Source organism: Streptomyces sp. NRRL F-5630 (genome assembly GCF_000719475.1).
In the GTDB taxonomy this organism is placed as follows: Bacteria; Actinomycetota; Actinomycetes; order Streptomycetales; family Streptomycetaceae; genus Streptomyces.
The window spans coordinates 108,777-131,195 of sequence record NZ_JOGO01000004.1 but is presented as its reverse complement, the minus strand read 5'-3'; the positions used below and the strand labels follow the sequence as shown (position 1 = coordinate 131,195).

Sequence of the window (22,419 nt, the reverse complement as noted above, 5' to 3'; positions counted from 1 at the left end):
AGAGAAGGAACACCGCGATGCCCATCCACCACGTAGAGGTCCCCGACGACTCGCCGGCCTTCGGAGGGACCACCAGCGCCTTCACGCGCTTCGGCCACGCCCCCGCCGTCCGTTCGCACGGCCACCTCTTCATCTCGGGCCAGATCGGCCGCCGCCCCGATGGCGTCCCGGGGGAGACCGCCGAGGAGCAGACAGAGCTGGCCATCCGGCGCCTTGAGGAGATCCTGCGGCTGGAGAACCTCGGCCTCGGCGACCTGGTGGACGTGACCAGCTATCACGTCGACATCCGCGCGAACATGCCCGGATTCCTCGCGGCCAAGCAGCGCCTCGTCACGGCTCCCTACCCCGCCTGGACGATCATCGGCGTCAGCGGCCTCGCCAGCCCGGAACTGCTCGTCGAGATCCAGGCGACCGCCGCCTATCCCGACGACGTGGCCCGATAGAACGATGGAGCGGCCGCGCCGGGGCCCGGGTCCACCACCCGGCCCCCGGCGCGGCGCCGTGCGGCGGCGCCGAGGACCGCGCCGTACACCGGCTGGGGAAGGAACTGGGCGAGACGGGACGCCGACTTCTTCCATAGCGCCGTCCGCACCTCGGTTCTCCTCTCCGTTGGGGAGGCCGTCCGTGGTGGAGGCCGCGCACGGCGAGAGCCCGTCACTGCCCACTGGAAGGACGTGTCCACGGCGTCCCTGACGGCGTTTCTCGCGTCGCCGCCCCGTGGCCGTCCCGCCGCCGTCAGAACAGCGCGATGGGATTGACCGGGCTCCCGGTCATGCCGTGCACGCGGGGCGGGGCGACGACCAGCAGGAAGCTGTATCGCCGCAACTCCGCGCATACGGAGGCGAGATCATCGAGCTGCGAGGCGTCGATCAGGGGCATCGCCATCCGGCCGAGTGCGACGCCGTGCAGCGGGGACGGCGCGGCCGGGTCGAGGGGCGGGAAGGCGTCGCCCCGGTCGCCGGTGTAGACGGACACCTCACGGTGGTGCATCCACCGCACGGCGTCGAGACTGATGCCCGGTGTCGGTGTGCCGGGGACCGGAGTGGTCGGCCAGCCGAGGCGGATCGCCAGGGCGTCGCCCGAGCGCACCTGGACGCCTTGACGTTCCTCCGCCTGCTCCAAGTCGCGCGACGTCACCGCGTACCCGGCGGGGAGGGGCTCGTCGACGGCCAGGTCGAGCAGGACTCCACGTGTCACGATTCCGGCCGCGAAGGCCGCTGTCGAGGCGAAAGTGACGCCCCCCGCCGTGACGACCTGGTCCCTGGGACGACCGGGGTAGACCTCGCCGTCGGTCGACCAGTGCGCCAGCGCGTCGATGTGGGTCGACTTCGCGTGGTGGTTCTGTGTCAGCGTCAGGTCAGCCGCCACACCCCCTCCGGTGTGGGACATCATCTGCTGCACGGGCGACACCTCCACCGTCGTGGGCGCGAAGGGGCCGCTGACGATCGGGGCCGGGACGACCGGCTGGGCCAGCGAAACCCACCGGCCGGTCCGCACCTCCGCCGCAGCCCGCGCCCGCACCGTCTCGGTGATCAGGTTCAGTGTGCCCAGTTCGTCGTCGAGGCCCCACCGGCCCCAGTTGTCCGGGAGTTCGGCTTGGTCTGAAGTACTCACGTGCGTCGCTCACTCTCGCTTGTCCGGTTGATCGGGGTGCAGAAGGCGGGGGAGGGGGGCGCCGACCGGTGGGGGGCCGGGTTCGGCCGCCTGCGCCCCGGGGCGGGGCGAGCCGGTGGCGCGGCGGTCGGACACACCGTGCGTACGGGCGGAGGCGACGGGGGAGCGGCAGGCTTGCGCGTCGGACGCGACGGTGCCGCCGGGGCGTTATCCCTTGCGGGGTGGGCGCGCGCGTCGTCCAGTCGCTCCGTGCCGTCTCGCGTCCAGGGTGGCCACCACGCAAATGCCGCACCGCGCAAGGCCGACGCCGTACGGGACCGATCCTAGCTCGACATCCCACTCACGACGGCGGCATATCTTTCTGTCAGCGGCTTCCTCTCTCACCCACGGTCGGACCCCACCCGTAGCCTCGCCGCGCACCGCCGTGTCCACGAGAGGGAGAAGTGCCACCTCTCGGAAGAATGTCGCCTCGGCCGCGAGCCCCCGGCCGAGCCGGGCACCCGTCACCGGCCGAGCCGGGTCCCTGTCACCAGCCGAGCCGGGCACCCGTCCCGTCCCGTCGCGTCCCGAGCCGGGCACAGCCGTAAGAGACGGGTTCTCACGCCGGAGAACCCGGTACGCGTACACCCCAAGTCTCCGACGTGAGCGCTCTCTTCGGCGGTGACGGCGAGCCGGATCCCGCCGTGTCCTCTGCCGTCGCGCGGTGGGAGGATGAGGTGCCATGGAGGCCGGGCCGGTGGGACGCGTGCTGAGGGCGGCGATGTTCGCCGCCGTCTCCGTCACGCTCGCCGCGACCGGTCACCTGCTCATGTCGGCGACACGGCTTCCCCTCGGGGTGCTCGCCGTCGCCTTCCTCTGCCTCGCGCTCCCCGGCTGGTGGTTCGCCGCCCGTGAGCGCGGCCCCTGGCTCGTGACGGCTCTCGCCGTCGCCACCCAGGGCGTCCTGCACAGTGCCTTCACCGCCGCGCAGTCCGCCCTCGGCCCGGCAGGCAGTACAGGGACGACGAGGGCCGCGCCCGCCACGTCTCCGTACGACAACCTGTGCTCCGTCGACGCGGGCGGTATCGCGAGCGCCGGAAGCGGGGCCGGGGGAGCCGGCTCCATGGCGGGCACGGACCACTCCGGCATGGCCGGGATGGACCACTCCGCGATGGGCGACATGGGCGGGATGGATCACTCCGCCATGAGTCACATGGCGGGCACGGACCACGCGGGCTCGCTCGCCTCCCTGGCCCCCATGGGCCATGACATGGGCGGGATGTCCTCGACCGGCATGCTCGCGGCGCACGTTCTGGCCGCACTCGTCTGCGGTATCTGGCTCGCCCACGGCGAACGGGCGGTCTTCCAGGTCCTGCGCGCCGTCGCCGGCTGGCTGCGTGCCCCGCTCCACCCCCTCCTCACGGCTCCGCTGCCCGCGCCGCGCCGCCGCCTGCGTCCCCGCAAGGGGCTGAGCGACCGGCTGCCCCAGGGGCTGCGCTGCGCCCGCGCCTTGGAGCGGCGCGGGCCACCCGGGGTGCTCGCCGCGTTCTGAGCACGCGGCAGGCATTCCGGAGGACGTACCCCGCGCACGCGACCGGTCATCGACCGGCCGCCCGGTGGCGTACCCGCACGGAGCGGCGACCCGCACGCATGCCCGTCCCCGGACCGATCCGTGAAGGACTCACCTGGCGATGAACACCACGCTGCCCGCCCCGCGCGGGCCACAGCGCGCCACCGTCCCCCGGGACAGAACGGCGGAGGACTCCGCCGCTACCGCCTGGGCGCTCGCCGCCCGCGCCGGGGACCGCGAGGCCGCCGACGCCTTCGTACGGGCCCTGCACCGCGACGTCGTGCGGTACGTGGCCCACCTCTCCGACGACCCGCAGGCGGCCGAGGACCTCGCGCAGGACACCTTTCTGCGCGCCTTGCGCACCCTGCACCGCTTCGAGGGCCGCTCCTCGGCCCGTACCTGGCTGCTCGCCATCGCGCGCCGCGCCGTCGTCGACGACTTCCGCAGGGCCGCCGCGCGCCCCCTGCTCGCCGACACCGACGACTGGTGCCTGACCGTCGAGCGGAACCAGCCGACCGGACTGCCCGGCTTCGAGGACGGAGTGGCGCTCCAGGGCCTCCTGGCGGCACTCCCGTACGACCGCCGGCAGGCGTTCGTGCTCACCCAGCTCCTCGGGCTCTCCTACGCGGAGGCCGCCCGCGAGGCGGGCTGTCCGATCGGCACCGTCCGCTCCCGGGTCGCGCGGGCACGCAGTGCCCTGACCCGGCGCCTGGAACAGGGAGAGGAGGAGGCCCTGGGCTGGGCCCCCGTGTCATAGCCCGGCTGGAACCCGAGGCCGGAATCCCGGAGACGTGCGGACGGGGCGCTGAGCCGACCCCGTCCGCACGCGCGAAGACAGGCCGTGTCCCCGCGCCGCGACGGCACCTCCTACGAGCCGAGAGATCCCCGACTCGGTTGACGGAAGACGCAGAGCCCCCCACATCCCTCCGCGCGGTGCCGGGAACTTCCCCCCGGCACCGTCCGACACCTGGTGGGGACGGCGGTCGTGACCGTGGCGCCCGCAGACCACCGAGTGACTAGGAGACGAATCATGCGGAGAAGGAATCTGTTGCAGGCATCGGGCGTCGGCCTGGCAGCCGCCGCGGTAGGGGTGTCGGCCTCTCCGGCCGCCGCGCGCGGCACTGCCGCGAAGAGCCGGCCCACGCGCGTGCACATCCTCGTGTACGACGGCGCCGAGGAGCAGGACTTCATCGGCCCGCGCGACGTGTTCGGGCACGCCGCGCACGTCGGCGGCACCCTGCGGACCTCCCTGGTGCGACCCGGGGGGCCGGGAGAGGTGACCTGCGCCTTCGGCACGAGAATCGTCGTGGACCAGGGCTGGAACCCCACCGAGGCCGACATCCTCGTGATTCCGGGCGGCGGATGGGGCGACCCCGAAGGCCCCGGCGTGCACCGCCTGCGCGAGAACGCCGCGGTGCTGCGCGATCTCCGGCGCGCGCACCGGTCGGGCACAGTGCTGGCCGGGGTGTGCACAGGCGTCCTGGTGCTGTCGGCGGCGGGCCTGCTCAAGGGACGGCCGTCCACGACCCACCACCTGGCGAAGGACGCCCTGACGCAGGAGGGCGGTGACGTGTTGTCCTCGCGGGTCGTCGACGACAAGGACATCGTGACGGCGGGCGGCGTCACCAGCGGCCTCGACCTGGCCCTGTGGGTGGTCACGAGGGAATGGGGAGCTCCCGTCGCCGCCAAGGTCGAGGCCGTGCTGGAGTACGAGCAGCGCGGCACCGTCTGGCGCAGGGACTGACCCCCGGGGGCGACACGTCCTGCCCGGCCCGGTCCAGGCACGGCGTGCCGCCCCCGGCCCGCCCCTCTCCGAAGCTTCGAGGAGGGGCGGCCCGGACACCGGACGTGCCGGTCGCCGAGCGCCGGGAATCGTTCTCACCTGTCACGTCCCCCTCAGGAGTAAGGGGGGAGCGCGCGTCCGACGCGCGACAGCGCGTCAACAGTCGGGGACGAGGCTCAGTGGCTGATGACCACCTTTCCGATGTACGTCCCGCTCTCGAAGTGGGCGACCGCCTCCGGCGCCTGCTCGAAGGGGAAGACGCGGTCGATGACGGGCCGGAGCCCACTTCGCGCGATGGCCTCGGTCATGCGCTCCAGCTCGCTGCGGCTCCCCACGCTGATCGACCTGAGGGTCGCGGCCCGGCGGAAGAAGTGATGCACGTCCATGCCCTCGCCCGGCGCGAGATTACCGACCAAGGCGATCTGGCCGCCGTGAGCGACGGCCTCGATGGATTGCGTCAGGGTCCCGGCGCCGCCGATCTCCAGGACCCGAGTGGCCCCGCCGTCGGTAAGCTCGCGCACGCGCGCACCCCAGTGCGGCGTCTCCTTGTAATTGACGATGCCGGAAGCGCCGAGGGCCCTGAGACGCTCGGCCTTGCCTGCGTCGGACGTCGTGGCCAGTACACGTGCGCCGGCCAGCCGGGCGAACTGCAGCGCGAAGACGGACACGCCCCCTGATCCCTGGACGAGCAACGTATCGCCCGGCCCGACTCCCTCGACCGCCGACCAGGCGGTGAGCGCGGCACACGGAAGCGTGGCCGCCTCCTCGAAGGAGAGGGAGTCCGGTACAGGGACCAGACTCTGCTGATCGAGGACGACGTAGTCGCGGAGCCATCCGTCGCGATGCGTGCCCCGCAGCCCCTTCCAGCCGGGGTAGGGGCCGTACAGCCAGGTGGGATGGAAGGCGCCCAGGACACGATCGCCGACCCGGAAGCGGGAGACCCCGTCGCCCACGGCTTCGACGACGCCCGAGCCGTCGGAGAGCGGGACGCGCCCCCCGACGTCGACGGAGTACTTGCCGGCGATGATGAGCCGATCGCGGGCGTTCAGGGAAGTGGCCCTGACCGCCACCCGCACCTCTCCCGCCGACGGGTCGGCTACCGGCCGATCGGTGGTGAGTGCCAGACCACCACCCGCCTGGACTGTGAATGAGCGCATGTGCCCTGCCGCCTCTCTTTCGTGAACTACCCCTACGCTAGGTTCACCACCCCGGACGACCTGCATCTTTCCGTCCATCGTTTGGTGCCGAGTGTCCAGGAGGCTTCATGGATCCGGTCGACGACCTTCTCGCCACGATGAGGGTCGAGGACGCCCGATACGTGCGAGTGGAAGCACGCGCGCCCTGGGGCGTCTCCTTCCCCCCACGGAACCTGGCCCGGCTGGTCCTCATCGCGGACGGCTCCTGCCTCCTCGACTCAGACGTTCTGGAGAGTCCCCAGCACCTGCGCTCGAACGACTGCTTCCTGGTGCGGGCGGGTGTCGGCTTCGTCCTGCGGGACGCGGACGGCGGCGAACTCCTGGACTGCGACCACCTGGCGGCTCAGGCATCCGGCACCCTGGTGCGAGTCGGAGGTGACGGGGCATCGACCCGGATCGTCTCCACCCGCTTCACTTTCGACAACGTCGCCGCCGAACCGCTCTTCGCGCTCCTGCCACCGCTGTTCCGGCTGCGTCCGGACGCAGCCGCCGGTGAAGTCCTGCGCGCCACCCTCCGGCTCATCGAACACGAAAGCTCGGCCAACGGACTCGGCGCCGGCTTTGTCATGAGCCGCCTGTCCGACACACTTTTCGTCCAGGCCCTGCGCACGTTCTGCGCCGACGTCGGCGCCGGCACGATCGGCTGGATCGCCGCCCTGCGAGACCCCCGTCTCGCCCGGGCCATCCAGGAGTTGCACGCGGATCTGAGCCGTAAATGGACGGTCGGCGAACTCGCACGAGCAGCGGGGATGTCACGCTCGGCGTTCGCCGCGCTGTTCAGCGAGCGGACGGGCGACACCCCCCAGGGCCACCTTGCGACCTGGCGTATGTACCGGGCGAAGGTTCTGCTCCGTGAGACGCCACTGAGTGTGCAGGAGATCGCCACCGAGGTCGGCTACGAGACAGGAGCAGCCCTGAGCCGAGCCTTCTCCAGGAGAGAAGGTGTCTCGCCCGGTACCTGGAGGCATACAGCCCGGGCGAGCGCCGCAGGGGAAGACCCCCGGAGCGGTTCACCGTCTGGCCTTACCGGGACGCCTCAGCCGAAGGACCGTGCGTAGCTCGCAGGTCGGAGCCGGTCCGGGCGGACGGCCCCGCCACGCGGCAGGGACGTGCGCGTCCTTCCCCGGCCGACCCGATCGAGGCCCCCTCCGGTCCGTTGCGGCAGCGCATCCTGGCCGACGCGCGTGGGCGCCGTGACCCACCGCCCAGCGCGGGAACGTGCCCGCATCCGCACCGAGGCGAGGGGGCAACCGCTGGGGTGGAGGCCCCTCATCGCCGCCCCCACCCCCTCGGCCTCGCCAAGCTTCCCGCGGAGTCGACCCAGGGGAAGCGATCCGGGCTCGGACGAGCCAACGACCGGACCGCCCGGTCCCGCGCCCGCCGCTCCGGCGCGGCCCTCGGCCGGCGAACTCGCGGCCCGGATACGCGACCACTGAGCCCCTTCCGGTCCGGGCCGTGACGGCCCCTTGGCGATACTGAGCCGCATCGGTCGTAACGGGCACGAGGCCCTCGCCCTGCCGGACCGTGTCGCAGGGCCGACCCCGACAACAGGGACGCGTAGAAGGGCCGACCTCGGCAGACGGGTGCGGTTACCGGTGTGCGGCCAGGAACGGCAAGAGGATGTCCGCCATCTCGTCGGGGACTTCCTCGGCGAGATCGTGGCCGGCGTCGAAGACGTGTCCCGCGACGTCATGGGCCATGAGCCTCATCTGGGACTCGTTGCGGTCGCCGATGAACGCGGACCCGCCGAGGGCCAGCACCGGGATGTCCAGCTTCCTCCGCGCGGCCCGCCGGTTCTGTTCGGCGTCGACGAGCATGGCCCGGTAGACGGAGAGCATCGCGCGGATTCCGCCCGGCATGGAGTAGCAGCGAACGTACTCGTCGATCGCGTCCGGGGTGGCGGTGTCGGGGTGGCTGCGCTCGGACTTGATCATGTAGGTGATCAGTTCGCGCTCATGTCCGGCGATCAGCATCTCGGGGACGTCCGGCTGGAAATAGAAGCCCAGGTGCCACAGATGCATGCCGCCGGAGACGTTCTCGGGGGTGAGGGCGGTGTGGTCCTCGAAGCCGAAGCCGGGGAACAGAGCCTCGGCGAACACGAGCGCGTTGACGTGGTCGCGGTGACGCGCGGCGAGCTGGTAGCCGATCACCGCTCCCCAGTCCTCGCCGACCACGGCGTACATGTCGTGCCCGAGGTGGGCCATGAGCGCGGCGATGTCGTCGCTCATCGTCGCGGAGTCATAGCCGTCCGCCGGGCGGGCGGAATCGCCGAGGCCGCGCAGGTCCGGCACGACGACCGTGTAGTGGGGCGTCAGCTTCGGGACGAGGTGGCGCCAGTGGTAGCCGGTCTTGGGCACGCCGTGCAGCAGCACCACCACGGGGCCGGACCCGGCGGTGCGGTAGTGCAGACTCGTGCCGTTGACGGCGGCTCGTCCTGTGCCCATGGGCTTCGCGTCATGGTCGATCATCATGTCTTCCCGCTTTCTCGGTGTACGTCGCGATGCGGAGGTCAGCCGGTTCGCGCGGGATGGCCGGTTCGCGTACCGGGCGGACCTCGGAGGATTTTATGGAACGTTCGATACAGATTTTGGGCGTGAAAAAATTCATCTGGGCATGAAGGAATCAATCGAGCGTGGCCAGCGCGATCTCGACGAGGGGTTCGAGTGCGCCGATGTCCGGTGTGATCTTCGAGGACACCAGCAGTCCGTTGAGGAAGGTGACGAGGAAGGCGGCGAGGGTGGACGGCTCGTGCCGCTTCGCGATCTCGCCCCGCTCCGCCGCCACTCGCAGGACTTCGGCGAGTGCGTCCCGACTGGCGTCCTGCATGTCGCGCACGGTGCGCCGGATCGCCGTGTCCTGCGGCAGGCGCTCGCAGGCGGCATTGACCGCCAGACAGCCCCGGCCGTCCTCTCCCACCGCGATCCGGACCCGCTCGACCAGCATCGTGCGGATCGCCGAGCGGGCGTCCGCCCCCTCCTCCAGGCTGCGCAGGGCGGCTGCCGCGAGGGTGGTGCGGTAGTGCTCCAGCGCCGCCCGGTACAGACCGTCCTTGTCGCCGAACGCGGCATACAAGGACCCTTGCCCGATGCCCAGATGCCCGGTCAGGTCGCGCACCGAGGTCGCCTCGTAGCCGCGCGTCCAGAACAGCTCCATCGCGCGGCTCACCGCCGCCTCGGTGTCGAACTCCCGGGTCCTCGCCATAACCCCACCGTAACTTATCTGGATCGGCCGATCAAAAAATACTCCAGGACCGTCCGGCCGAGGCCGGACCCACAGAGCTGCCGATGGAGAGGAGGCCCGCCGCTCGCCGTCTTCACGCGGTTCACGCCAGTCAGCTCTGGCCTTACCAGCCGTGAGCTGTCAGCTCCCACCGGCACTCCCTGGCCAAGCGCATCCGTCCGGAGAACAGGGGAGAGCGGGCGCGAGCGTTGAAGATCGGGAAGATGCGCTGACGTCGAGACACGCGCCTACGGCCCCGCACCGGCCACAGCGAGAAGGCGTACCACGGGGGCGCGTGCCGACCGCGTCCGCTTCAGCTCACCCGGTGGATGCCGCGCGGCCTGTGTCGGCCCGGGGTCTGACCGACGGTGAGGCCCCGGACCAGCGGGGGCTTACCGGCCTTGCCGTGGCCGGTCGGCCGGGGAGGGCCGGGGGCCCGGCAAGCCGGGGGGCGCGACGCGCCTGATCAAAGTGCGCCACCCGGCCGCCCCGATCCCGGCCCCGGCCCCCGCCGCCCGGCGATCAGCCGATGGGCTCGGCCACGATGAGCTGGAAGCGCTTGAAGGACAGCTTCACGGTGTTGTGCTGAGCTGTGGCGGTTCCGAGGGACTTGCCGGTGAACGGGTCGGTCAGGCGGTACCGCGTGCGGCCCAGGCCGCGCAGTTCGACCGTCCCGTCCCACTGGTCGGCGTAGAAGGCGTAGTGCAGGGTCCGCTTCTTGGCCACGACGTGCGCCTCGGGCTTGTCGAAGCCGATGTCGTACAGCTCGCCCCGGTACTCGCCGGTGGGCAGCATGTTCTTCTCGTACAGGGACACCCACTTGCGCCAGAGGACCTCCTTCTCCGGCGTGAGGTCGGTCGCCTTGTCCGGGGCTCCGGTGCCGGGGAGGGTGAACTTGGTCGACAGGACGGCTCCGACCCCGTAGGAGGACGCGAAGTCGTCGCCGTGGTCGCTCAGTTCGACGTGGTCGCCGGCGTAGCTGCTGCCCGTGCCCATCAGGGCCTTCATCGACTTGCCCTTGCTCCTGACCTGGTAGGAGGACTCCGGGTCCGAGCTGGGGTACTGGTCGACGTAGGGCAGGTTGTGGAAGGCGAAGGCGGTGCCGCAGGGGCAGAGTTCGACGAGGGCGTCGGGGTTCGTGGCGTGCACGGCTTCGTGGATCGCCTTCCAGAACCGGGCCACGCCCTCGGTGGATTCCTCGGGGCGGGCGTGCCGGTGCTTCGGGTTGTAGCAGGGCGCGACGCTGTTGAGGTGCTGGCCGTCGATCTTGAGCCCCTCGTAGCCCCAGTCGCCGATGAACCTCTTCGCCTGCTCGACGAAGTAGTCCACGGTCGGCTGGTAGGCCGGGCAGAGCGTGTAGGCGTCCCACCAGGTGACGTCCTGCTTGTTGCCGTCGCGGTCCAGCAACAGCATGTCGGAGCGGTCCCGCATCAGCTTGCTGTCGGGGTCCGCCGCGAGCGGGGCCCACCACAGGCGCGGTCGCAGGCCGGCGTCCCGTACTTCCTTGGTGAAGGCCCGCATGTCCGCTTCGCCGCGCGGGAACTTCGCCGTGTTGATGTCCCAGTCGCCCTCGTTGGTCTGCCAGCCGTCGTCGAGCGCGACCCAGCGCAGGCCGACGTCGTGCGCCTTCGGCAGTGTTTTGGTGACCTGCTCGACGGTGAAGTCGCGCTCGTAGCCCCAGGCGCACCAGATGGGCTCGAAGGCCGAGGCGGGGACCTCGGGGGCGCGCTGGCCGATGTCGCTCATGTAGGCGCGGTACCGCTGGAGCGGCACGAAGTGGTCGCCCGGGAGAGCGGTCAGGAAGGTGGTGCTGGTGCTGAGCCGATGGCCCGGCTTCAGGGTGCGGGCGGTGTCGTCCTGGATGGCGATGCTCGCGCCGGCGGCCGTCTTGCGCACCGGCATCCGCAGGATCGTCGCCACGGGCTCGACGTGTCCGACCGAAAGGCCCGCGCCCCGGCGCCAAACGGTCGCCAGCGGGGTGCCGCCGCCGTAGTCGGAGGAGTCCATCCCCAGCGAGTTCTCCTGGACGTAGCCGTCCTTCACCGGCATCACCCAGTCGCGGCGGTCCGTGTACGTGGTGCCGGAGAAGGTGTAGAAGCCGCCGGGGGTTTCCAGGAGTTCGTGGGCTCCGTTGCGCCACCCGGTGACCTTCAGCGCGGTGGAGGACCTGTTGGTGTAGGTCACCTTCATCACGATCATGCCGGCCAGGCGCTCGAAGGAGGTCAGCTCGACGCTCTTGTGCACGCCTTCCTTGGACGCGCCCTCGATCGTCACCCGGACGCCCGCGCCGTGGCGGGGATGCCGGGTGGGGTGGGTCCGGTGTCCGCGGTAGGCGAACGCCTCGATGGCCTTGTCGCCCACCAGCAGGGCTTCACCGGCGTCGAAGCGGGTGAGGCCGACGTCCTTCAGCGCGACCCGGCTGCGCAGTTGGTCGTCGAACTCCAGGGTGATGGAGGTGTCGCCGACCCCGACGAGGCGGGGAGCCGAGTGGGGTGCGGCGACCGCGGGTGAGGCGCCCATGGCCACGGCGGGGAAGGCGGCCAGACCGGCACCCCCCAGCGCCACCTTCAGTACGCTTCGCCGGTTCATGTCCGTCATCTCGAACTCTCTTTCGGTCGTGCGTGCCCGGCCGGGGCAGCCGCCTTCTGTCCGTCGTGGTGGATCGTCGGAGCCGAGCCGCGTGCTCGCGACGGAGCGACCGTCCGCAAGGCTGGTCGACTCTGGTCTGCTTCTGGTCTCGCAGGGGTCAGGTGGCGGCGCGGGAGGGGTGGCGTCTGAACGGCCCCGGCGTGAGGTCGCCTCCGGTGGCAGTGCGTGGCCCCCGGTGGGCTGACACCACGCTGCCTCGATCACCCGGGAGTGCTCGGGGGACGGCCAAACGGAAGCCAAACGGAAGGTCGCTCACGAGCGACTTCTTCCTCCTCGGGTGGCCTGCTTCGAGAACGTAAGTGGTCTTCGACTGGCATGTCAACGGGTGGGCGGCTCGGACGAGGGTCCGCGTCGACGACCGCATTGGTATGGTTCTGGTATGACGGATGCGAGAACGCCGATGCCCAGAGGCCTGTTCGGGGACGATGCCCTCCCGTTGTACGAGCGCACGGCCGCGCAGTTGCTCGAAGACCTGCGCGCCGCCGCCGCCCGCCCCGGAGACCGGCTGCCCTCCGAGCGGGCTCTGGTCGAGCGGTACTCCGTGTCGCGCGTGACGCTGCGAGCGGCTCTCGCGCAATTGGAGGCACGGGGCATCGTGCGGCCGTCGTCGTCGCGCGGGTGGTTCGTCGCGGAGCTCGGTCTGCTCCCGGAGGCGACGATGACGTCCGGCGCGGTGGCTCCGCAGGTCCAGGGGTTCGCCGACTACGCCCAGGCCAACGGCCTGACGACGGCCGGCAAGGTGCTCTCCGCCACCGTCCGCCCGGCCACGGTGTCCGAGGCCGAGCAGCTCCGGATCGCTCCGGGCGCCGACCTCTTCGACCTCCACCGGCTGCGCTTCCTCGACGGGCTGCTGGTCGTGCTGGAGCACAACCGGCTCCCTCTGGCGGTCTGTCCGGCCCTGGCCGAGACCGACTTCACCACGGCCTCGCTCTACGCCACCCTGCGCGCCGCCGACCCGCCGCAGTTGCCCCGCGTCGCCGACTATTCGGTCGAGGCCCGCCACCCGACGCCCCGGGAGATCGAGCTGTTCGAGATCGGGGAGACCATGCCGATGCTCGTCGCGACCCAGTTGACGTCGAACCAGGAATCGCGGCCGATCGAGCTGACCGTCCAGGTCTACCGGGGGGACCGCTACCGGTTCCGGGCCTCCATCACCAATCAGGACTGATTGATCACCGCAGGTCACGGAGGCGCCGCCGCCTCCGCCACACACCAGTTGCGGGGTGGACGCGCCGTCCGGTCGCCAATACCAGATGAATACCAGAATGAGACTATTGACGGCCGTCTATGAGACCAGTTACTGTCCCCACCGGGCTCCCGGCCAACGTGGCGAAAGGGCTCAAAACGCACGGGGAGTAAGGGGTTGGCAATGCAGAGCCCGTTGAGCGAGGTGGTCCGGCGCCAGAAGGCCGGAGAGCCGCAGGGCATCACCTCCGTGTGTTCGGCTCATCCGCTGGTCATCGAGGCGGCCGTGGTGCAAGCACGGGAGAGCGGTGGTCCCGTACTGGTGGAGGCGACCTCGAACCAGGTCGACCAGTACGGCGGTTACACGGGCATGCGGCCCGCGGACTTCCGTGACCTCGTGTACCGCATCGCCGCCGAAAGTGGTCTGCCACTGGACCGGGTGATTCTCGGCGGCGACCACCTCGGGCCGAACCGGTGGCAGTCCCTGACGCCCGACGAGGCGATGGAGCGGGCCGACGCCTTGGTCGCCGCCTACGTCGCCGCGGACTTCACCAAGATCCACCTGGACTGCAGCTTCCCGTGCGCCGGTGACCCCGTACCGCTGACCGACGACGTGGTCGCCGAACGCGCCGCGCGGCTGATCCGCGTGGCCGAGGAGACGGCCGGCCCCGAGCGGGCCGAGCGGATCCGGTACGTGATCGGTACCGAGGTGCCCACGCCCGGCGGCGCGCACGAGACGCTCGGCGCTCTCGTCCCGACCACGCCCGAGGCGGCCCGCACCACTCTGGAGGAGCACCGCAAGGCGTTCGCCCGGTACGGGATCGACGAGGTCTGGCCGCGTGTCATGGCGCTCGTCGTCCAGCCGGCCGTCGAGTTCGACCACCTCCAGGTCGTCGACTACCGGCGGGAGCTGACCGAGGAGCTGCGCGAGGTACTCGACGACGAGCCCACCATGGTCTACGAGGCCCACTCGACCGACTACCAGACCGCCGAGGCGCTCACCGCGCTGGTCGAGGACCACTGGGCGGTCCTCAAGGTGGGTCCCGGGCTGACCTTCGCCCTGCGCGAGGCGCTGTTCGCCCTCGCCGCGATCGAGGACGAACTGGTGCCGGCCGCCGAGCGGTCCCGGCTCCCCGAGGTCGTCGAGCGGCGGATGCTCGCGGAGCCGGCCACGTGGGAGGGCTACTACCCGGGCGACGCCGCCGAGCAGCGGCTCGCACGCCGCTACAGCTACAGCGACCGCATGCGCTACTACTGGCCCGACCCCGAGATCCAGAAGGCCCAGGCCCGGCTCCTGGACAACCTCTCGGCCGTGGGCATCCCCCTGCCGCTGCTCAGCGCACATCTTCCGCTCCAGTACGCCCGTGTCCGCCACGGCGAGCTCGCCGCCCGGCCGCACGACCTGGTGGTGGACCACGTCCGCGATGTCCTGCGCGACTACGACCGCGCCTCCCACCCGAATCAGAAGGAGCACGTGTGACCACGCCCTCCGGCACGCTGTCCCTGGACGACGGCGCCGCCCACACCGTCCGCGAGATCGCCCAGCAGCCCGCGCTGTGGCGCGAGGTCGACCGGATCGTCTCGGCCGACCGGGACGCGCTGGACGCCTTCCTGCGTCCGCTCGTCGCCCGCGGCGACCTGCGCGTGGTGCTCACCGGCGCCGGCACCTCCGCCTTCGCCGGCCAGGTGCTCCAGCCCGCGCTGGCCCGCCGTCTGGGGCGACGCGTCGACGCGGTCGCCACCACGGATCTCGTCGCCGACCCCCGCGGCTGCCTCGCCGAGGACGTGCCCACGCTGCTGGTCTCCTTCGCGCGGTCGGGCGACAGCCCCGAGTCCGTGGCCGCCACCGCTTTGGCCGACCAGGTCCTCTCCGAGGTGCACCACCTCGTGATCACCTGCAACGAGCAGGGCCGCCTGGCGCGCGAACACGCGGAGCTGCCGACGTCCCACGTGCTGTTGATGCCGCCCGGGTCCAACGACCGCGGCTTCGCCATGACGTCGAGCTTCACGTGCATGACGCTCGCGGCACTGCTCGCCCTGGGCGGCAGCGCCTACGACGGCGTCGCCGAACGCCTGGCCCGGGCAGCCGAGTCGATCACCGACAGCGGCGCCGTCGACCGCACCGTCGGCGCCCTCCTGGAGAACGCGCCCGAGCGGATCGTCTTCCTCGGCAGCGGCCCGCTCAAGGGCCTCGCCGAGGAGTCGGCGCTGAAGGTGCTCGAACTCACCGGGGGGACGCTCATGGCCGTCGCGGAATCCTCGCTGGGATTCCGGCACGGTCCCAAGGCGGTGCTCAACGACCGTTCGGTCGCGGTGGTGTACGTGTCGAACGACCCGTACACCCGCAAGTACGACCAGGACATCTCCGCGGAGCTGCGCGGGAATCTGCCCGCCGGCAGCGTCGTCACGGTCTCCGCGGACTCCGGCGCGGGGACAGAGGGCGCGGGCGCCGACGCCTGGCCGCTCCCGGGCCTCGACGGCGTCGAGGATGTCGCCCTGGCGCTGTCCGCCGTGGTGTACGCCCAGCTCATCGCCCTGCGCGCCTCGCTGGCCCGGGGCCTGCGGCCCGACAACCCGTTCCCCTCGGGTGAGGTCAACCGCGTGGTGCGGGGCGTGACCTTGCACTCCTTGCACAACTGATCAAAGGCATCGACGGCGCGGTTCGAGTGCGCCGGACGGAGGTACAACGATGTTCCTGGGTGTCGACGGAGGCGGTACGAAAACCGCCTTCTGCATGGTTGACCGGTCCGGACACGTCGTGGCGCGAGCACAGGCGGCAAGTTCGTACTACTTCTCGCACGGCATCGAGCTTGTCGAGCGTGTGCTGAAGGAAGGCGTCGACGCTGTCTGCGCGGCGGCGGGGGTGACTCCCGCCGACGTCGAGTACGCCTTTTTCGGGCTGCCCGGTTACGGGGAGGCGGCCCGTGATCTGCCTGTCCTGAACGCGACCCCGCGAGCGGTGCTCGGACACGACCGCTACGCCTGCGACAACGACATGGTCTGCGGCTGGGCGGGTTCGCTGGGCGCGGTCGACGGCATCAACGTCATCAGCGGCACCGGTTCGATGACCTACGGCGAGCGGCTTGGCCGGGGGGTGCGTGTCGGCGGCTGGAGCGAGATGTTCGGCGACGAGGGATCGGCGCACTGGATCGCGGTCCGGGGCCTCAACGCCTTCTCACGGATGGGCGACGGGCGGCTCCCCGAGGGCCCCCTGGCCGAGGTGTTCCGGCGCCACCTGGAGCTGGCGTCCGACCTCGACGTGATCGACGTCGTCCACAACCAGTGGCAGGGCGACCGGAGCCGGATCGCCGCGCTCAGCCGCTCGGTGGCCGAGGCGGCCGCTCTGGGCGACGAGGCCGCCACCGAGATCCTCACCGACGCCGGGCGGGAACTCGCCCTGCTCGTCGACGTCACCCGCGAGCGGCTGGAGTTCGGCCCGGACGAGACCGTACCGGTCTCCTTCTCCGGCGGCACCTTCGGCGCCCACACGGTCCTGGAGGCGTTCGCCTCCGGACTGAAGAACCGCTTCACCACCTATGAGCTGCGACACCCTCTCTACGAGCCTGTCGTAGGCGCCGCCCTGTACGCGGCGAAACTCGCGGGAACCCCGCTCGACCAGCCGGCGCTCGACGCGCTGCGCACGGCACGCAGAACCCCTGCCTCAGGAGAGGACGACCGATGAACAGAGGCACAAAGAGCTGGATCGTGTACGCGTCGCTGCTGGTCCTGTTCTGGGGCGTGTGGGGCGCCTTCTCCAGTGAGCCGAACAGCAGGTACGGCTACCCCAACGAGATGATCTACATCATCTGGGCCTTCACGATGCTCATCCCCGCGTACTTCGCGATGCGCGGCAACAGGTTCGACCGCCGGCCGATCGCCGCCGTGTACGGACTGATCGCGGGACTGACCGGTGCGGGCGGGCAGTTGCTGCTGTTCCACGCGCTCGCCAACGGCCCGGCGTACCTGATCTTCCCCCTCGTCTCGCTCTCCCCGGTGGTCACCGTCCTCATGGCGATGGTGCTGCTGCGCGAGCGGATCAACCGGCTCGCCCTCGTGGGTGTCGTCGCGGCGCTCGCGGCGATCGTGCTGCTCAGCATTCCCAGCGGCAAGGACGACGCGAACTCGCACGGCCCGTGGCTGCTGATGGCCATCCTGATCTGCGTCGCCTGGGGCGTGCAGGCGTTCTGCATGCGCAAGGCCGCGGTGGTCGGGGTCAACGACGCGACGACCTTCGGCTGGATGACCATCAGTGGACTGCTGCTGGTGCCGGTGGCGTTCGTGATGATGGGCGATTTCCCCTCTGGTGCCCCGTGGCAGGCGCCCGCGCTCACCGCGGTGACGCAGGTCCTCAACGCGGTCGGCGCGCTGTTCCTGGTCATGGCGTTCAGCCGGGGCAAGGCCACGGTGGTCGCCCCCGTCACCAACGCGCTGGCACCCGTGCTGACCATCGTGCTGTCCCTCGCGGTCTACCAGACGCTCCCCAACGTATGGGGCACCCTCGGCATCGTGCTGGCCCTCGCGGGCTCGACCCTGATGGTCTACAGCGACGAGAAGAGCGGCGAGAACACCGTGGCCCCGGGGGCGGTGGACGACGGCGCGGACGTGACTCCGGCCCCGCAGAAGTCCTGACCCCCTGGCCGTACCGGCCGCACGACGCAGTGGTACGGGCCGCCCACCGGCCCGTACCCACCGAACCGACATGAAAGCGAGGGGACTCCCTCATGCCCCTGGTTCCCACGCGCGAACTCGTCTCGAAGGCCGCAGCCGCGGGCCGGGCCGTCGCGGCGTTCAACGTGATCACGCTGGAGCACGCCGAGGCGATCACCGCCGGTGCCGCCGCCGCGGGCGCCCCGGGGGTGATCCTGCAGATCAGCGAGAACGCCGTACGGTTCCACGGCGGCCGGGTCGAGCCGATCGCGCGGGCAGCGGCCGAGGTCGGCAAGGGCTGCGACGTGGATGTCGCACTGCACATGGACCATGTGACGGACATGCGGCTGCTGCGCACGGCGGCCGACGCGGGGTTCTCCTCCGCGATGTTCGACGCCGGGGCGCAGCCGTACGCCGAGAACCTCGCCGCCACCCGCGCCGCGGCCGAGTGGGCCCACGGGGCGGGACTGTGGCTGGAGGCCGAACTCGGCTATGTGGGCGGCAAGCCCGACGCCCCCGCGAGCGCCCACGCGGCCGGGGTGCGCACCGACCCGCGGGAGGCGGCGCGCTATGTCGCGGACACCGGCGTGGACGCCCTGGCCGTCGCTGTCGGCAGCAGCCACGCGATGACCCAGCGCTCCGCGACCCTGGACCACGCGCTCATCGAACGCCTGAGGGAGGCCGTGCCCGTGCCTCTGGTGCTGCACGGTTCGTCGGGCGTCGGGGACGAAGAGCTGCGACAAGCCGTCCGGGCGGGCATCGTGAAGATCAACATCGGTACCGCGCTCAACGTCGCGTTCACCGGCGCGGTCCGCGAGGCGCTGGCGGCCCGGCCCGACCTGACCGACCCCCGCCCCTACGTCGCCCAGGGCCGGGACGCGATGGCGGAGACGGTCCGGGTCCTCCTCGGTGTGGTGAGTGGCTGAGCGGGCCGGCTTTCCCTGGTGCGGGAGCTGCCGCGCCGCGCCACGAAGGACGCCTTGCTGATCGGGGAAGAGGTTTCCGCCAGTCCTGCGGCGGCTGGAGCGAGACCTTCACCGACACACGGCCGCAGGGTGTCCAGCTCCGGCAGCGATGACCATGACACCGGCGACCCCCCGCGTTCGGGGTGAACGTCCCCTGTGCAGTCGTGCGGGCTCTCGTGAGCCGCACGACTGCTTCCGTCGAGCGGAGGGCGCTATGGGCCGTGCCGGACGGCGTCGCCTCCTTGGTTGTGCCCGCGATGTGACAGCCGTCAGGGGTGTGTAACAAGCCTTCGCCGCCTCTGGGGTGGAGGTTCGCAGGTGTGATCGACTGCGAACGCCTCGGGGATCCCCGTGCGCACACCACATGGGGTCGCACACGTGTGACCGTGTCGGGCGCGAGGCGTGCACGCACACCGTGCCGCACAGGACCGCACCACCGCCGCGCGAACGCGTGGTGGCTCGCGCTCACCCCCCACGGGCAGGTGCCTCCGGGCACGCACCCCCAGACGAAACGGAGCGAAGAATGCGCAAGTCCCTTCAGAAGATGGCAGTCGTCGGGGCCGGCCTCCTGGCGTTCTCCGGCATAGCTGTCGGCGTGGCGCAGGCGACACCGCGTCAGGGCGCCGACATCCCGGGCAAGGGCACGATCCAGGACTGCATCAACTGGGGCAACGCCCTGCAGGCCAACGGAACGATCGTGGGCTTCGCCTGCATGGAGGACGAAGGCGGCAACTCCTGGATGCTGACCCCTGACTACGCCAACTGACCTAGCCGCGCGCGGCGTCGGGTCAGGTGGAAAGGTGAACGCGCTGTCTCGGGGCTGGGCGGTCGCCCTCCGGCATCCGCCTCCGTGAGGTAGCGGTTCGGCTTTCTCCGCCGTCCGGTCCGGCTGGATTCGTGCCGGACCGGACGGGCTCCCCGACCGTCCGTGTCCACGGGCAGGCCCGGTTCCGGAGAGAACGGGCCGGCAGGTCGTCGGCGGGGAGGGGCAGGGGCCAGTCCTCGACGTGGCGCCCTTCCGCCTGCGCCGGTAGAAGCTCGCGTCGCGCCCTCAAGCAAGAGCGGGCGCACGGTGAGGTACGGGAGCCCCCGGGGATCGCGCGCCTGTGCGCGGCGGGCGCGGGAACGCTCCTGGCTTCCGCTCTCACTCACTCCGACCGGGCGGTGCGACGCGGTGGTCTGAGTGCGCGTACTCATGAGGCCGGTGGGCGCGGGACCCGAGAGTGGGGGTCCGCCCCGAACACGAGGAGTTGGCGATGACCGCCACCCGCCCCGCCGCCGCCCCCGTTTCGACGCCGGAGGCGAGTCCGTCGCCTCGGCGCCGCCTGCCGGCCGTCCTCGCCGTCGCGGTGAGCGCGGCGCTCCTCGCGTCGCGGTTCGGCGCGGCCGATCCGGCCACCTGGGCGCTGGAGACGGTGTGGGTGATGGCGGGCCTGCCACTGGCGGTCCTGACGCGCCGTCGCTTCCCGCTGAGCGACCTGCTCTGCGGGCTGCTGGCGGCGCACGCGCTGGTCCTCATCGTGGGGGGCCACTACACCTACGCGGAGGTGCCGGCGGGGGACTGGGTGCGTGACTGGCTCGGATGGGAGCGCAACCCGTACGATCGCTTCGGCCACCTCGTGCAGGGTTTCGTCCCGGCCATCCTGGTGCGCGAACTCCTCGTCAGGACCTCCCCGTTGCGTGGCAGCCGCTGGCTGGCGCCGCTCACCGTCTGCGCCTGCCTGGCGTTCAGCGCGGTCTTCGAGATGCTGGAATGGCTCGCCGCGGTCACCGGAGGCGAGGCCGCCGACGCCTTCCTGGGCACACAGGGGGACGTCTGGGACACGCAGTGGGACATGTTCTGCGCTCTGATCGGGGCCACCGGTGCCCTGCTGCTCCTGAGCCGTGTCCACGACCGGGCCCTCGTCCGTCTGCGCCGGGACAGGCCGGGCGCCGCCTCCTGAGCGAGGCCGTCGCGTCGCCCGGCCGGTTCCGGCTGCCTTCTCACCGCCGCTGCTCGTGCGGCGTGAGGCTCCGGTCCGCGGAGTCCGGCGCGGCCTCGGACGTGCCCCGCGAGGCCCGCGCATCACGGCGGTCGAGGTAGCGCACCACCGGCGTCGCGAGGACACCGTGGAGCAGTACGGACACCACCACCGTGAAGGTCACCGTCGCCCACAGCTCCGCGGCGGGGGCCGCCACGTGCGCGTGCCCGAGGGCGTAGGAGAGGTAGAAGAACGAGCCGATACCGCGAATGCCGAAGAAGGCGGTGACGATTCGTTCGCGCCGCTCGGCAGCGGTGGAGCGCAGCGAGAGGTAGCCGGTGACCGGACGGATGACGAGAAGCAGGAGCAGGCCGAACACCGCGCCGCGCCAGGTGAGAGCGGCGAGGCCGCCCTGGGCGAGGAATCCGCCGACGAGGAAGAGGACGAGGGCGGTCAGCAGTCGCTCGATCTGGTCCATGAACGAGTGCATGACGCGGTGGTAGCCGTGGGTGCGCTCCGCGGCCCGCAGGCTGAGGGCGGTGGCGAAGACGGCGAGGAAGCCGTAACCGTGCAGCACTTCGGTCAGGCCGTAGGAGACGAAAGCCACGGCGAGCGCGACGAAGCCCTCGCTGCGCTCGGAGACGCGCAGGGAGGCCGGGCGGGCCCGGAAGATGAGCCGGCCGAGGAGGACCCCGATCCCCGTTCCCACGAGCGCGCCGACGGTGATCCGCAGGAGCACGTCGTAGCCGACCCAGTGCGCCGTCCAGCTCCAGGACCAGCCGGTGGCCGAAGCGGCGGACAGGGCCAGCGCCGCCATGACGAAGGGGAAGGCCAGCCCGTCGTTGAGCCCGGCCTCGCTCGTGAGCGCGAAGCGGGTCTCGTCCTCGTCGAACTCGGCGTCGGTCGGCTCGCCCACCCGCACCTCCCCGGCGAGCACGGGGTCGGTGGGGGCGAGGACACCCGCGAGCAGGAGCGCCACGGCGGGCGCCCAGCCGAGCAGCCCCCAGCCGGCCACGGTGGCGGCCAGGACGGTCACGGGCATGGCCACGCCCAGGAGCCGCCACGTCGTGGCCCAAGTACGCCTGCCGAACGGCCGGTTGATGGCAAGCCCCGCGCCCATGAGGGCCACGAGGACACACACCTCCGTGAAGTGCTCGACCACGGGGCCGGAAGCGACGGGGTCCAGCGTGGGCAGCGGGTCGAGCGGCAGCAGGAAGACCACGAAGCCCAGACCGAGGAAGACCATGGGCATCGATATCGCCCACCGTCTCAGCAGCGTGGGCAGCATCGCCGCCCCGAGGGCGCCGAGACCGAGCAGTCCGTAGGTCAGGTCTGTGCCCGAGAGATCCATGCGCGTACCCACCTGATGTGTCGACAGCGGAACGAGAGCGAGCGGCCCGCGTCCTCGCGCGTACGCGCCCGGGCCGAGGGATGATCACCCAGGCACCCGGTACCCCTGGTGGTGTGACGCACGCCCGCCGCGGCCGATGACCCGCTCGCGCGACCGGACGACAACTGGGCCTCCCCGCTCGGCGAGCCGACGACGGGTGCCCGTGGGCGCGGGTGCGACGGGCCGGGGGAGGGGCACGGAGGGCGGCGGCGCCCCCACCTGGGCCCCGGCGTCCCCGCGAACCCGCCCGTCACACGGCGC

General features: G+C 71.5%; 19 protein-coding genes. 13 read left to right on the top strand and 6 right to left on the bottom strand.

All coding sequences use genetic code 11. The features are described from left to right. The first annotated feature begins 17 nt into the window (after positions 1 to 17). On the top strand, positions 18 to 443 hold the full coding sequence (locus IF99_RS0103125) for a RidA family protein (protein ID WP_030994744.1): 426 nt from the start codon (positions 18 to 20) through the stop codon (positions 441 to 443). Positions 444 to 735: 292 nt separating this feature from the next. On the opposite strand, the gene IF99_RS0103120 is transcribed toward IF99_RS0103125, so the two are convergent. Continuing rightward, positions 736 to 1,614, bottom strand: a complete 879-nt coding sequence (locus tag IF99_RS0103120; protein WP_030994743.1) for a cyclase family protein — start codon at positions 1,612 to 1,614, stop codon at positions 736 to 738. A gap of 721 nt (positions 1,615 to 2,335) precedes the next feature. Here IF99_RS0103120 and IF99_RS0103115 point away from each other — a divergent pair. The 3 genes from IF99_RS0103115 to IF99_RS0103105 all read left to right on the top strand — a co-directional run bounded on the left by IF99_RS0103115 (position 2,336) and on the right by IF99_RS0103105 (position 4,907). Then, positions 2,336 to 3,145 (top strand): hypothetical protein, encoded by an 810-nt coding sequence (locus IF99_RS0103115; protein WP_030994742.1) that lies wholly within the window; start codon positions 2,336 to 2,338, stop codon positions 3,143 to 3,145. A gap of 139 nt (positions 3,146 to 3,284) precedes the next feature. Next, complete coding sequence (locus IF99_RS0103110) at positions 3,285 to 3,920, top strand: sigma-70 family RNA polymerase sigma factor (RefSeq protein ID WP_030994741.1); 636 nt, start codon at positions 3,285 to 3,287, stop codon at positions 3,918 to 3,920. A 273-nt stretch (positions 3,921 to 4,193) separates the two neighbouring features. Beyond that, entirely contained in the window at positions 4,194 to 4,907 is a 714-nt protein-coding gene (locus tag IF99_RS0103105; RefSeq protein WP_030994740.1) for a DJ-1/PfpI family protein, read from the top strand. 215 nt (positions 4,908 to 5,122) lie between these two features. Here the strand turns inward: IF99_RS0103105 and IF99_RS0103100 are convergent, their stop codons facing one another. Next, positions 5,123 to 6,103: a zinc-dependent alcohol dehydrogenase family protein gene (locus IF99_RS0103100; protein WP_030994739.1), complete on the bottom strand. Its 981-nt coding sequence runs from the start codon at positions 6,101 to 6,103 to the stop codon at positions 5,123 to 5,125. 107 nt (positions 6,104 to 6,210) lie between these two features. Here IF99_RS0103100 and IF99_RS0103095 point away from each other — a divergent pair, with 107 nt between their 5' ends. After that, on the top strand, positions 6,211 to 7,200 hold the full coding sequence (locus tag IF99_RS0103095) for an AraC family transcriptional regulator (RefSeq protein WP_051703339.1): 990 nt from the start codon (positions 6,211 to 6,213) through the stop codon (positions 7,198 to 7,200). 531 nt (positions 7,201 to 7,731) lie between these two features. Here IF99_RS0103095 and IF99_RS0103090 read toward each other — a convergent pair. The 3 genes from IF99_RS0103090 to IF99_RS0103080 form a co-directional block, all read right to left on the bottom strand. After that, entirely contained in the window at positions 7,732 to 8,613 is an 882-nt protein-coding gene (locus tag IF99_RS0103090) for an alpha/beta fold hydrolase (RefSeq protein WP_030994737.1), read from the bottom strand. Positions 8,614 to 8,764: 151 nt separating this feature from the next. Then, positions 8,765 to 9,343, bottom strand: coding sequence for a TetR/AcrR family transcriptional regulator (locus IF99_RS0103085; RefSeq protein ID WP_030994736.1), 579 nt, complete (start codon positions 9,341 to 9,343; stop codon positions 8,765 to 8,767). Between the two features lie 540 nt (positions 9,344 to 9,883). After that, a complete protein-coding gene (locus tag IF99_RS0103080) occupies positions 9,884 to 11,950 on the bottom strand; it encodes a glycoside hydrolase family 36 protein (protein ID WP_234340566.1) in 2,067 nt (688 codons plus the stop codon). A gap of 460 nt (positions 11,951 to 12,410) precedes the next feature. Between IF99_RS0103080 and IF99_RS0103075 the strand changes: the two genes are divergently transcribed. The 8 genes from IF99_RS0103075 (at position 12,411) to IF99_RS0103040 (ending at position 20,750) form a co-directional block, all read left to right on the top strand. Then, positions 12,411 to 13,178 (top strand): GntR family transcriptional regulator, encoded by a 768-nt coding sequence (locus tag IF99_RS0103075; RefSeq protein ID WP_107048923.1) that lies wholly within the window; start codon positions 12,411 to 12,413, stop codon positions 13,176 to 13,178. Positions 13,179 to 13,379: 201 nt separating this feature from the next. Beyond that, positions 13,380 to 14,675: a D-tagatose-bisphosphate aldolase, class II, non-catalytic subunit gene (locus tag IF99_RS0103070; RefSeq protein ID WP_030994733.1), complete on the top strand. Its 1,296-nt coding sequence runs from the start codon at positions 13,380 to 13,382 to the stop codon at positions 14,673 to 14,675. Next, complete coding sequence (locus IF99_RS0103065) at positions 14,672 to 15,835, top strand: SIS domain-containing protein (RefSeq protein WP_030994732.1); 1,164 nt, start codon at positions 14,672 to 14,674, stop codon at positions 15,833 to 15,835. The genes IF99_RS0103070 and IF99_RS0103065 overlap by 4 nt, the downstream gene beginning before the upstream one ends. A 49-nt stretch (positions 15,836 to 15,884) precedes the next feature. Continuing rightward, positions 15,885 to 16,877 (top strand): N-acetylglucosamine kinase, encoded by a 993-nt coding sequence (locus IF99_RS0103060; RefSeq protein ID WP_030994731.1) that lies wholly within the window; start codon positions 15,885 to 15,887, stop codon positions 16,875 to 16,877. Beyond that, positions 16,874 to 17,824, top strand: coding sequence for a DMT family transporter (locus tag IF99_RS0103055; protein ID WP_030994730.1), 951 nt, complete (start codon positions 16,874 to 16,876; stop codon positions 17,822 to 17,824). The genes IF99_RS0103060 and IF99_RS0103055 overlap by 4 nt, the downstream gene beginning before the upstream one ends. A gap of 92 nt (positions 17,825 to 17,916) precedes the next feature. Then, on the top strand, positions 17,917 to 18,768 hold the full coding sequence (locus tag IF99_RS0103050) for a class II fructose-bisphosphate aldolase (RefSeq protein WP_030994729.1): 852 nt from the start codon (positions 17,917 to 17,919) through the stop codon (positions 18,766 to 18,768). A 562-nt stretch (positions 18,769 to 19,330) separates the two neighbouring features. Further along, positions 19,331 to 19,573 (top strand): hypothetical protein, encoded by a 243-nt coding sequence (locus IF99_RS0103045; protein ID WP_030994728.1) that lies wholly within the window; start codon positions 19,331 to 19,333, stop codon positions 19,571 to 19,573. Between the two features lie 490 nt (positions 19,574 to 20,063). Further along, complete coding sequence (locus tag IF99_RS0103040) at positions 20,064 to 20,750, top strand: DUF2238 domain-containing protein (RefSeq protein WP_030994727.1); 687 nt, start codon at positions 20,064 to 20,066, stop codon at positions 20,748 to 20,750. 40 nt (positions 20,751 to 20,790) lie between these two features. On the opposite strand, the gene IF99_RS0103035 is transcribed toward IF99_RS0103040, so the two are convergent. Further along, complete coding sequence (locus IF99_RS0103035) at positions 20,791 to 22,119, bottom strand: cation:proton antiporter (protein ID WP_051703338.1); 1,329 nt, start codon at positions 22,117 to 22,119, stop codon at positions 20,791 to 20,793. Between the last annotated feature and the right edge of the window lie 300 nt (positions 22,120 to 22,419).